Source organism: Colwellia sp. BRX8-5, from assembly GCF_014077325.1.
Classification (GTDB): domain Bacteria; phylum Pseudomonadota; class Gammaproteobacteria; order Enterobacterales; family Alteromonadaceae; genus Colwellia_A.
This window is the reverse complement of sequence record NZ_JACGVR010000003.1, coordinates 16,991-28,314: the sequence shown is the minus strand read 5'-3', so window position 1 is coordinate 28,314 and position 11,324 is coordinate 16,991. Positions and strand designations below refer to the sequence as shown.

At 36.7% G+C, this 11,324-nt stretch carries 10 protein-coding genes; 5 read left to right on the top strand and 5 right to left on the bottom strand.

All coding sequences use genetic code 11. The features are described 5' to 3' along the window. Nucleotides 1–253: 253 nt before the first annotated feature. Nucleotides 254–2,434, bottom strand: a complete 2,181-nt coding sequence (locus H4J62_RS02930) for a TonB-dependent receptor (RefSeq protein WP_182213836.1) — start codon at nucleotides 2,432–2,434, stop codon at nucleotides 254–256. 323 nt (nucleotides 2,435–2,757) lie between these two features. Then, complete coding sequence (locus tag H4J62_RS02925) at nucleotides 2,758–3,180, bottom strand: CBS domain-containing protein (RefSeq protein ID WP_182213838.1); 423 nt, start codon at nucleotides 3,178–3,180, stop codon at nucleotides 2,758–2,760. Nucleotides 3,181–3,321: 141 nt separating this feature from the next. On the opposite strand from H4J62_RS02925, the gene H4J62_RS02920 reads away from it, so the two are divergent. Both H4J62_RS02920 and H4J62_RS02915 read left to right on the top strand, forming a co-directional pair. Next, nucleotides 3,322–4,575 (top strand): serine protease, encoded by a 1,254-nt coding sequence (locus tag H4J62_RS02920; RefSeq protein ID WP_182213839.1) that lies wholly within the window; start codon nucleotides 3,322–3,324, stop codon nucleotides 4,573–4,575. Then, nucleotides 4,566–5,540 (top strand): FHA domain-containing protein, encoded by a 975-nt coding sequence (locus H4J62_RS02915; RefSeq protein ID WP_182213841.1) that lies wholly within the window; start codon nucleotides 4,566–4,568, stop codon nucleotides 5,538–5,540. Before H4J62_RS02920 ends, H4J62_RS02915 begins: the two co-directional genes overlap by 10 nt. Before the next feature lie 88 nt (nucleotides 5,541–5,628). Here the strand turns inward: H4J62_RS02915 and trpS are convergent, their stop codons facing one another. After that, entirely contained in the window at nucleotides 5,629–6,633 is a 1,005-nt protein-coding gene (gene trpS / locus H4J62_RS02910; RefSeq protein WP_182213843.1) for a tryptophan--tRNA ligase, read from the bottom strand. Between the two features lie 39 nt (nucleotides 6,634–6,672). Next, on the bottom strand, nucleotides 6,673–7,347 hold the full coding sequence (gene rpe, locus H4J62_RS02905) for a ribulose-phosphate 3-epimerase (protein WP_182213845.1): 675 nt from the start codon (nucleotides 7,345–7,347) through the stop codon (nucleotides 6,673–6,675). Between the two features lie 447 nt (nucleotides 7,348–7,794). Here rpe and H4J62_RS02900 point away from each other — a divergent pair, with 447 nt between their 5' ends. Together H4J62_RS02900 and nagB are read left to right on the top strand one after the other, a co-directional pair. Next, nucleotides 7,795–8,484, top strand: coding sequence for a TorF family putative porin (locus H4J62_RS02900; RefSeq protein WP_182213846.1), 690 nt, complete (start codon nucleotides 7,795–7,797; stop codon nucleotides 8,482–8,484). Between the two features lie 240 nt (nucleotides 8,485–8,724). Next, a complete protein-coding gene (gene nagB, locus H4J62_RS02895) occupies nucleotides 8,725–9,531 on the top strand; it encodes a glucosamine-6-phosphate deaminase (RefSeq protein ID WP_182213848.1) in 807 nt (268 codons plus the stop codon). Nucleotides 9,532–9,588: 57 nt separating this feature from the next. Here the strand turns inward: nagB and H4J62_RS02890 are convergent, their stop codons facing one another. Beyond that, nucleotides 9,589–10,770 (bottom strand): GGDEF domain-containing protein, encoded by a 1,182-nt coding sequence (locus tag H4J62_RS02890; RefSeq protein ID WP_182213850.1) that lies wholly within the window; start codon nucleotides 10,768–10,770, stop codon nucleotides 9,589–9,591. A 315-nt stretch (nucleotides 10,771–11,085) separates the two neighbouring features. On the opposite strand from H4J62_RS02890, the gene H4J62_RS02885 reads away from it, so the two are divergent. After that, nucleotides 11,086–11,313: a DUF2970 domain-containing protein gene (locus H4J62_RS02885; protein ID WP_070375653.1), complete on the top strand. Its 228-nt coding sequence runs from the start codon at nucleotides 11,086–11,088 to the stop codon at nucleotides 11,311–11,313. The last annotated feature ends 11 nt before the right edge of the window (nucleotides 11,314–11,324 follow it).

Below are 11,324 nucleotides of genomic sequence, written 5' to 3'. Positions count from 1 at the left end.
AGCGTAATTGATCTAAATCAGCTTAAATTAATCTACTAATAAATTTGATTTAAAATTTAATAGTTTAGCAAGCGTTCAATATAATCATATTAAAAATATAACTGGATTTATCTGCGCAGCTTACGTAAAAATAGCGAAAAGGTAAGAGAGGTATTGTTATTATGAAAATTAAATATTACCTAATGAAACATCGCTGACAAATCCAAATAGCTTGTCAGCGATTTACTATTTTAATGACAGTATGATTTATAGATTAAAAGCTATATGTCATTTCTGCCCATGCACTGGTACCTTCTTCAGGTAAACGGTCCATAAACGTTACATCACTGCCTTTGACTCGGTTATAGCCACCTAAGTGATTTTGATATTCTTTATTGAGTAGATTATCAACGCCAAAACGAAGCGTTAATTGATTATTGACGTAATATTGAGCGTCTACATTCATCACACCATAACCAGCACTTGTTTGTTCCTGATTCGTTAATGAAATATCTTTTTGTGCGGCGGCCATCACTAAAACCATATTTACAGACCAATTCTCACTAAAGTAATTGGCACTTAACTGACCATTCAATGGCGCAATACGATACAAGTTATCATTAATATCACGACGTTCGCCACGTACGTAACTGACCACGGCTGATAATTGTATTTGATCATTTATAGTGTAATAGCCATTTACATCAGCACCATAAAGCTTAGCATCTACATTAGTAAACTTTAGAGGGTTATCATCACCCGCCATCATTTGGGCCATCATTTTTGCTGACATATCCAACATACCTAAAGGAGTACCTTGAATATAGTCATCAATATTTTGATAGAAGAAATGAGGTGTGATCATAACTTTTTCAGTTTGGTAGGTAAAACCGACATCCGCTTGATAAGCTGTCTCACTGTTAAGATCCATATTACCCACATAAGTGTTACCGTCGGCCAGCCCACCCGTTGATTCCATCGGGGTCCAGAGATAAAGCTCTTGATATGAAGGCGCTCTATTTTTTAAACCTACGCCTATATATAATGATAAATCTTTCGATAATTGAGTTTCCGTGCTTAATGCGATATCTATATTGGTATCATTAACACTGTGATCACTGTTATTAAAGTTATCCCGTAAGTCTATGGCTAAATCAGCCATCGTTGGCATAGCTGAATTCATATTATCCATCATTGCAGAGCCCATCGGCATAATCATCATTGCCATAGATGTTGCCACTTGACCTGCATCTAATTCAGCTCTTTTTAAACGGACGCCTAACTGAACTTTGGTATTGTTAAAGGTTTGCTGCCATTGTGCAAATAGCCCAAAGCGATCATCTTTGACATCATTAAAGTTTACCACGGCAAACATCGAGTTATTTGGATTGGTGATCACAGAGTCATGCTTGGCTAAATAACCATCGAAGCCAAATTCTAACTCACCAAAAGTAAAAGATTTACCCAGCGAAAAATTAAAATTAGTTGTTATACCCGTAGCATTATTACGACGATGTTTTTCTGGATTATTATTCAATCGCTTTTCAAAGTTAGTCATACCATGATCGGCATCGGTGTAGCCTAACAACCAATCTGCTTGCCAATCGGCCCAGATAAAGTTACCGTCTAAACTTGCTCGGTGACTATAAATATATTCTATATCCATAGGTAATGCTGGCGTACCCGAATCTTGGGTATCTGTATAATGGTAGCTAAAACCTGTTTCACTACTCTCGCCAAAATAACGTAAATCAGTGCCAAATTGTCGTTTAGCAAAATCAGTTGGCGATATAATTTTACTATCGCCACTTTCCATATTCTCACCTTCTTGAACATTGCCATAAAAAAGCCCAGCAATATCACCTTTGGTAAGATTAACCACCGATGATAATGTTTGCGCTTCATTATTGCTTCGAACACCTGCTTGTAAATCACCATTTATCGCGAGTTTCTCGCTATTATTGGCTTCTGCTTTACGCATTTTTACATCAATAGCACCACCCAAGGTATTTATGCCGGCAGAAACCGGGGCGATACCACGATAGACAGTCATAGACTCAACAATTAATGGCGTAGAATAACTTAAGGGTGTGTCCATAGCATTAGGACCAGCGCCAATGACCGCTTGTCCATCAAGTGTGGTTGAAATTCGGTCGCCATATAGGCCACGATATTGTGCAATACCCGTTACCGGGCCATTACTGTTGACATTTGCACCAGGGACCGACTTTAACCAACTCGCTAAATCGGGCTCCGTAGTCTTCCCTTGGGCATAACTTTCATTATTTTCAATGCCGATATGGTGACGTTGATGAGTGATAGTGATCACTTCAATCTCATCGAGGTTAGCCGTTGAATCAAACGTATTATTAGCAAAAGCACTAATAGACAAAAGACTGCTAAAAACTAATGAAGAGCTTATTGCTAAAGCAATGGGTTTAATTGAAAACGTCATAGTTGTTTCACTTACTTGTTTGAGTATACCAAATAGAATTAATACTATTGTGTTAGCTATAATCAATAAAAACAAAGTAAAAACAGTGAACTGCGACATAATGTCGCAATAAAAAATGACTTACTTGACCTAAGTCAAACAAGACATTTTAGAAGAGTAATCGTTATTTAACTAAAAACCTTAGCTACAGAGCTGATTAACGTTAAAAGCAAAAAATGCACAACTAGCTTATTTTCAAAGCAGACTAATTTAACCTATTAACGGCAGTTACTTTAAGCAACATAATTGCTTTAAACCTAGACAATAGTTAATAACTTATTGTCTTAATTACGGCGCTCTGCATTTTTATCTCCTAAAGTTTTCATGATATCTCGCCAAGTTAATATGCCAACGGGAATGCTATTTTCATCAACAATAGGAATACATGACGTTTTAGTCTGATTGAAAATATCAATGGCATCAAAAACATTAGCGTTAGGCGTTAAGGTGACCAATTTGCGATTCAGTATTTGATGCGCTTTCTTGTTTAAGGTTGCTGTATCTCTTGGGAGCTCTGCGGCAGTGCCGATATTAGGACTCAGTGCTTTGAGAAGATCTCTGTCTGAAATAACCCCTGATAATTGTTTATTATCAACGACCAGTAAATGATGAAAATTAGCATGTTCAAAAATATTTTTTATCGTCAATAACGTATCGTCCAAAGAGACACTAACAAATGCTTTGGTCATGATGCTGGCTATTTTCATTACGCTACCTTTTATCCATTTTATTCTTAACTATACAATACATTAACAAACAACAAAGAGAATTTACTTTATTTGGGGATAATAGATGACAATTAACCTAACAATGGCACAATGAACTAAGACTCAAAATAAGGAATATAAATGAAAGGTTTAACTACCTTAATTTTATTGTGTGTTAGCACAATAAGTTATGCCACCGAACAAGCAGAAGAAATATTCAAACAACTTGCTCCGTCACTTTATCAAATAAGACTTATAGACATCGCCAGCGGTGAAAAGTCATCAATTGGCTCTGGTTTTCAAATTAGTGCCGACGGTTTAATTGCAACCAATTATCACGTTATTTCTGGCTATGCGCGTCATCCCAATAAGTACACGATTGAAATTTTTGATCACCAAGGTAAAAAAGCGCCACTTACTTTACAAAGTGTTGATGTTATCAATGATCTAGCCTTGGTAAAAAGAACGACTGATGGCGAAATGCCTTTCTTTAAAATTGCACAGCGTGTTCCCCAAAAAGGCGAAGAGCTTTATTCGTTAGGTAACCCGCACGATTTAGGCATGATAGTAGTACCCGGCACTTACAATGGTTTGAAGAATGAATCTTTTAACGACCGCATCCATTTTACCGGCTCAGTGAACTCTGGGATGAGTGGCGGACCTGTCGTTAATAAAAACTCTGAAGTCGTTGGGATAAATGTGGCGACTTCAGGTAATCAAATCGGATTTTTAGTACCACACGATAAACTGCTTAACTTATACAAGCGTTATAAAACAGGTAATTCTGAAAGTATTGCAGCACAAATGGCACAACAACTTGCCGATAATCAAGACAAGTTAATTACCACCTTGTTAAATAGCGAATGGCAGATGCGCCCTTTAGGAGAAGGTTTAATTCCCGTGGTTAATATTCCTTTTATTCGTTGTTGGGGAGAGTCAAACGCTGATAAGGCAGATGCTATTGTTCTAGCCGTGGTTGCTAATTGTTCTTTGGATGAAAACACTTACATCTCAAATGATTTTTTCACCGGCTCTATTGAAATGGAATATCGCTATATGCAAGCAAAAGAACTTAGTGACACTAAGTTTTATCAAATATTTGAGCGTCAATTAACGCAAGTCATGCCAGGAAACAAAGCGGGTAAAGATGATGTTACTGAGTTTCAATGTCAGCACGATATTGTTACACCATCAAACCAAGCGATTACCAACAAATCAGTTTTTTGTACCCGTGCCTACAAAGATTTCCCTAAATTATTTGACGTTTTATATATAGCTATTTCTGTTGATAAGGGCGACCAAGCCTTACTTAGCCACTTTACTGTCGCTGGCGTTACGCAAAATAGTGCACTCAAATTTACAGAGAAATTTATGGAGTCTATTTCATGGAAATAATCATAGAAGAAATTACTCGCGCCCATAAATTAATAGCTCGACATAAATTTATACAAAATCACATCAATATTGGTCGTGGTTATGATAATGATATTATTATGGCGGACCCACATATTTGTGCCCAACATCTTAGCCTTAATTTTAATGGTGAACATTGGCTGCTAAACGATGAAGGCTCTATTAACGGCAGCTTTTATGACGATGAGTTTTCAAAAACAAAATCAGCTGTCCATCAGCACATCGTTCGTTCTGGACAAGTCTTTATGATTGGCAAAAGTTTAGTACGCATTGTTTTTCCCGATCATCCCGTACCTGAAAGCATTAGTTTTAGCCCTTTTGAAAATATTTTAACCTTAACAAGACATCCGGTCTTTTTAGCCATAAATATTTTATTATTTGCCAGTGTTACCGGCTGGTTATTTAACCTTCACAACCCTGTAGAAGTCAATTTCACTCAGTTATTAGTACCGGCTATTGGCATGACTTTACTCTTTGGGCTTTGGCCTATTGGTGTTGCTTTGGTTTCTCATTTAACCAAGCATGATGCTAGATTTTGGGGACAATTAGGCATCTGCTTTGTCTTTTATAATTTAATGTGGCTAAGTGATTTTATTGAAAACATCACCAGCTTTAATGCTTCATCTCAGTCAATACTCAGCGTACTTGCCACTTTCTTACCTATTGTATTGGCATTTTGTTTATTCTGGCTAAATTGCCAAATTGGTTTTCATATGAGCACTCGACGCAGAACAGTAATAGCAAGTTGCATGACGCTGCTATTGTTTGGTGGTAGCTTCTTAATTCAGTTAAGTAAAAAACCTGAATTCAGTATCCGTCCCGCTTTTAATACCACGTTAATGGCGCCAAGTTATTTATTTACTCACAGCAATAATGTCCAAGGCTTTCTTGAGAGCAGTAAAACATTATTTAACGATGCGCAAGAAGCAGCACTTGAAGACAAATAAAGCGCCTTAATAAACAGAAAAAGCTAACGAGTTCGTTAGCTTTTTTGTTTGTTAGCCCAGAGAATAACGACTGAGTGATGACGACACATTAAGGTCGAGGAATAAAACCTACCGCATCATAAACTTTTGCTAATATTTTACTTGCTCTAGCTGATGCTTTTTCAGCGCCTGCTTTCATCACTGCATCTAAATAAGCCTGGTCCTCACGGATCTGATGATATCTTTGCTGAATAGGTTCTAATAAAGCAACCACAGCATTAGCAACGTCACCTTTTAAGTGCCCGTACATTTTATCTTCATATTGTGGTACTAACTGCTCAACGGTTTCACCTGTACAACAAGACAATAAAGACAGTAAATTTGATACACCTGGTTTTTCTTCAATATTGAAATAAATATTAGCTTCTTCATCAGAATCAGTCATGGCGCGTTTGATTTTTTTACTGATTTTTTTAGGGTCTTCTAATAAGCCAATAAAATTACCAGGATTAGCGTCTGATTTTGACATTTTCTTTGTTGGTTCAAGTAAGCTCATTACTCGCGCACCAAATTCAGGAATATAAGGGTCTGGCACAGTGAATGTGTCACCATGAAGATTATTAAAACGAGTCGCTATATCACGAGCTAATTCTAGATGCTGCTTTTGATCTTCACCAACCGGCACACGGTCAGCATTATAGAGAAGAATATCTGCTGCCATTAAGACTGGATAAGTAAATAAACCTGAATTCATATTTGCTTCAGACTTTTGTGACTTATCTTTGTATTGCGTCATTCTGTTCAATTCGCCCATTTGTGTGTAACAATTTAACACCCAACTAAGCTGAGCATGTTCAGGGACATGTGATTGAATAAAGATGGTACTCTTTTCTGGGTCAACGCCGCAGGCTAGATACAAGGCTAGGCCATCAAGCGTCGCCTTTCGCAAATCAGCGGGGTTTGGGCGAACAGTAATAGCATGTTGATCAACCAACATGTAATAGCACTCATGGCTATCTTGCATGCTAACCCATTGTTTTAACGCACCTAAATAATTACCAATGGTTAAATCACCTGATGGCTGACAGCCGCTTAATACGATAGGTTTACTCATGATTTCTCTTTATTTTATTTGATTTATTTGTTAATTAAACTATTGGCTAACTGTCGCTAATTCGCTGCGCATTTCATCAATCGCCAGCTTATAATCTGGCTTTGAGAAAATGGCTGACCCTGCAACGAACATGTCAGCGCCCGCCGCCGCTATCTCAGCAATATTGTCTGCTTTAACACCGCCATCAACCTGTAAACGAATATCACGTCCACTAGCGATGATGCGCTCTTTTACTAATCTCAACTTATCCAATGTGGTTGGAATAAACGATTGACCACCAAAGCCAGGATTAACTGACATCAACAAGATAACATCAAGTTTATCCATAACAAAATCTAAACAATTCAATGGTGTGGCCGGATTTAGTACCAGTCCCGCTTTACAGCCATGGTCTTTTATTAATTGCAGAGTACGATCAATATGATCACTTGCCTCTGGATGAAAAGTGATAATATCTGCGCCTGCTTTAGCAAAGCCTGGAATTAAACTATCAACCTGCTTGACCATTAAATGTACATCAATAGGTGCGGTAATACCGTAATCACGTAGCGACTGACAAATCATTGGGCCAAAAGTTAAGTTAGGCACAAAATGATTATCCATTACATCGAAGTGCACAACATCGGCACCCGCAGCTAAAACCTTAGCAACATCATCACCTAAACGTGCGAAATCAGCAGACAATATAGAAGGAGCAATTAAAAATGAAGACATAGATAAACCTTTTTAGAATATTGCGCAACATTATAACAACGACCTAAGGGAAAACTCTATAAATTCATGCGTCCAAGCGTTATTTAACTCAATGTTACCCAGCGATTGCTCTTTTAGTGTCGAATGCTCATGATTATTTCGTGCTCTGATTACTTTTTATAACCACGGCTTAACTATAACGTGAAAGACTGCCAAGAAAGACCACTCCATACCAGATAATACCAGTCGATATTTTATGCACTTTTTATGAGCGTTAACGATTTAATTGCACCAATAAAGATCATCTATTAGTGAGCGATCCTCATAATAAAAAAAACAACCTCACCAAGTCATTGAAATAACTATGTAAAATTTATTAATATTATTATGTCGCTCAGGCATCTACCTTGCAATGTATGGTTTAGCCCTAAAATATTAAATAAAAAACTACTACATAAAGAGACTATTATGAAAAAAACACTATTATCGATATCGCTCACATCTTTACTTGCCGCTACTTCATTATTATCAACACAAGCATCAGCTGTTGAAGGTTTATCTGCTAATGTTGCTGCTAGTAGTAACTATATATGGCGTGGTGTTAGCCAAACAGACAATGCTGCCGCTATTTCTGGTGGTATCGACTATGCTGACGATTCAGGCTTTTATGCTGGAGCTTGGGCTTCAAATGTCGATTTTGGTGATGATGCGAGTGCTGAACTAGATTTCTACTTAGGTTTTAGCGGCCAATTAAACGAAGATGTTAGTTATGATGTGGGTTATATTTATTATGCCTACCCTGACTCAGCCCAAACTGATAGTACTAACGAATATGATTTTGGCGAGATATATGGCTCTTTGGGCTATTCATATTTTTCACTTTCAGCAAGTTACGGAATTCATAACGACGACGGTGCTGCTTTTGCTGATGCCAGCTTATATATTGCAGCGGGAGCAGAGTTTGAAGTAGCTGATGGTTTAACCTTAGCTTTTCATCTTGGCGATTATTCTTTTGACGACGCCATGATCGCAGAAGATTATAACGATTACAGTGTTAGCTTAAGTAAAGATGGCTTTACCTTTGCGGTATCTGATACCGACATCGATAATGATGATATGAAGTTTGTCATTTCTTATTCGGTTGATATCGACTTATAAATAAAGATAAGCCAGTAATAATTTTACTGGCTTTTTAAAGATAGTTAAAGACAGTGCAAAAAAAATCTTCGCGTAGTACAATTATATTAGTGTTGATTTAAAAATAAACGGCGGCATAGCTAAGATATTTAAACCTAATTAATATATTTAGCGAAACCAAAAAGCCGATATTCATCACAATAACGATTTGCATCCATTAGTGAAATTTTACCTAATTAAATTAAATTTTAAGGATTTTACATGCAAATAATTATTTTTGATGATGCTGAACAAGTTGCAGAGCATGCAGCACAATGGGTCAGTGAATTAATCACTAAAAAAGCCAAACCTGTGCTCGGTCTTGCTACCGGTAGCACCCCGATTAGCCTCTATAAACATTTAGTTAATAAACATAAAAATGAAGGGCTAAGCTTTAGCCACGTCTCGTCATTTAATCTTGATGAATACCATAATATTAATGCTAATAATGCTCAAAGTTATCGGAGTTTTATGAAAGAGCATTTATTTGATAACGTAGACATAGCACAAACCAATACCTACCTACCAACGTGTAACCATAACCAAAACCCTCGTGAACAAGGGCTTAACTATGAAAACAAAATAAAATCATTGGGGGGTATCGACTTACAAATATTAGGTATTGGCGCTAATGGCCATATTGGTTTTAATGAACCGACTTCGAGCTTATCATCTCGTACCCGTATCAAAACATTAACCCAGCAAACACTGACAGATAATAGCCGCTTATTTAAAGACGGTGAAACACAACCAACGATGGCAATGACCATGGGTATTGGCACTATTATGGATGCTCGCTATGTATTATTAATGGCGACAGGAGAAAATAAAGCCCAAGCAGTAAATACAATGATCACCGGAGCTTTATCCGCTATGTGTCCGGCATCCGCATTACAGATGCATGAAAATGCAGTTATTTTGTTAGACAAAGCAGCTGCAAGCCAACTACAAGATCATCAGTATTACCTTTGGGCTGATCAGCAACACCGTAAAATCAACGAAACTTATGGTTTTTATCATAATTATTAACAAAGTGAATGCTTCAATAAAAGGTCCCTAATCTAGGGACCTTTGTTGAGGTGAGATTTAACTTAACTTTTGTAGTTTTTTGTCTCGGTACATTTTGCTGTCTGCTATCGAGATGAGTTGTTCTAAGCTCTTGGATTGTTGAGGAAATAACGCTAAACCGAATGAGAATCTCAATGATAATTTATGCTTTGCCACCTGGTAAACTTTCTCTTGCAGTTGCTGAAATCGATCGTTTATATTATATCTCGCAGTGACTAATGTTTGAGCTGTGTTTCCTTGCGCTAATAACAGCACAAATTCATCTCCGCCCCATCGACAACAAAAGTCATCGGCACGTAAAGTGTTTTTTAAGTTAACCGCGAAGGCTTTTAACAGTTCATCACCGATATTATGACCGTATGAATCATTAACGCGTTTAAAATCATCTAAGTCTATCATTACTAGACTGTAACAATCATTTCTGGTCAGTGTGGCAGAAAGTTTATCGAAATATGCCATTAAAGCGTATCGATTATCTAAGGTGGTTAGCGGATCATGGAAAGCTTGTTCCGTCAGTTTTTCATTGAGTACTTGAATATCGGTAATATCAGTTACTGTAACGGCTACAGAGTTAACTTGGTCTGAATGACTATCAAAAACAGGCTGATAAGCAACTTTGAGAAAGAGCATTTGTTTTTTATTTTCTGAATAAAACCAATCAGTATAAGTTCTCACCTTGCCTGAAAAACATAAATCGAGCTCTTTCTTAACCACTTTATTGAAAGCTTCTTCTCCTAAGACCGTTATAACATGTTGGTTAATAATGTCCGCTTTTTGCAAGCCCCATTTAAGGCTATATTGCTCATTAACTGACAAATAGTGATAGTTTTTATCAACTAAGGACAATAAATTATTCGAGTGGTCGACTAAATCAACAACAGATGAGTCCTGTAGTAATTCAGCACTATATTCAATAAGAAACAGAATCGGCTGTTTACTGATAATACTGACATACACCTCTATATTTTTTTGGATAAAACTAAAATGTGTTAAACATTTATCATTTGAGCCTAAAGGCATATTAGAAATGTTGAGAATGAATTCAGATAAACTAACCTTACTGTCACATAATGCAAAGAAGTCATCTCCCTCATTAATATGATATTTATGCTTGATGTGTTTACTACGACTAACTACAGTTCCTTGCTCATTAATAATTAAAGCGGGAAAGTTAACATAATTGAGTAAATCAGTGTTCAATGGAAAATCCTTTTTCTATTTTTATCAGTAAATTAGATAAATAATCTGTATATTAGACAAATATACAATTTAGCATAGACTAGCTATATTTTACTGTCAAAAATATATGTATTTTTTATAATTTATATCGTCTTTACCCTGTTATGTTAAACAGGTAATCATTGTTCATCGCCACCACGTTAGCGATCACCTTGAAATAAGTTGCTCGTTCGATAACGCTAAAACGTGTAGATAGTAATGATGAAATATATTTAGGATTGTTTTAGCGCGAAAAGTAAGCGACTATCAAGTGTCACCCAACAAAAGGATTATATGATGCCAACGGAAAACTTATCAAAAAAAACAAATTCTTCTGATAAAAGCAGTAGTTTTAAAACGACCGCTAAAAGCGTCGGCGCCGCTTTTTTTGGCGTACAAAGTAATAAAAACCGCGATAGAGATTTTAGTGAAGGAAAACTAAGCCACTTCATCATTGCTGCTGTAATAGGTGTAGCTATATTTATAGGCGTGTTGATCGCGGCAGTATCTTTAGTTTTACCTTAAGATAAGTGACT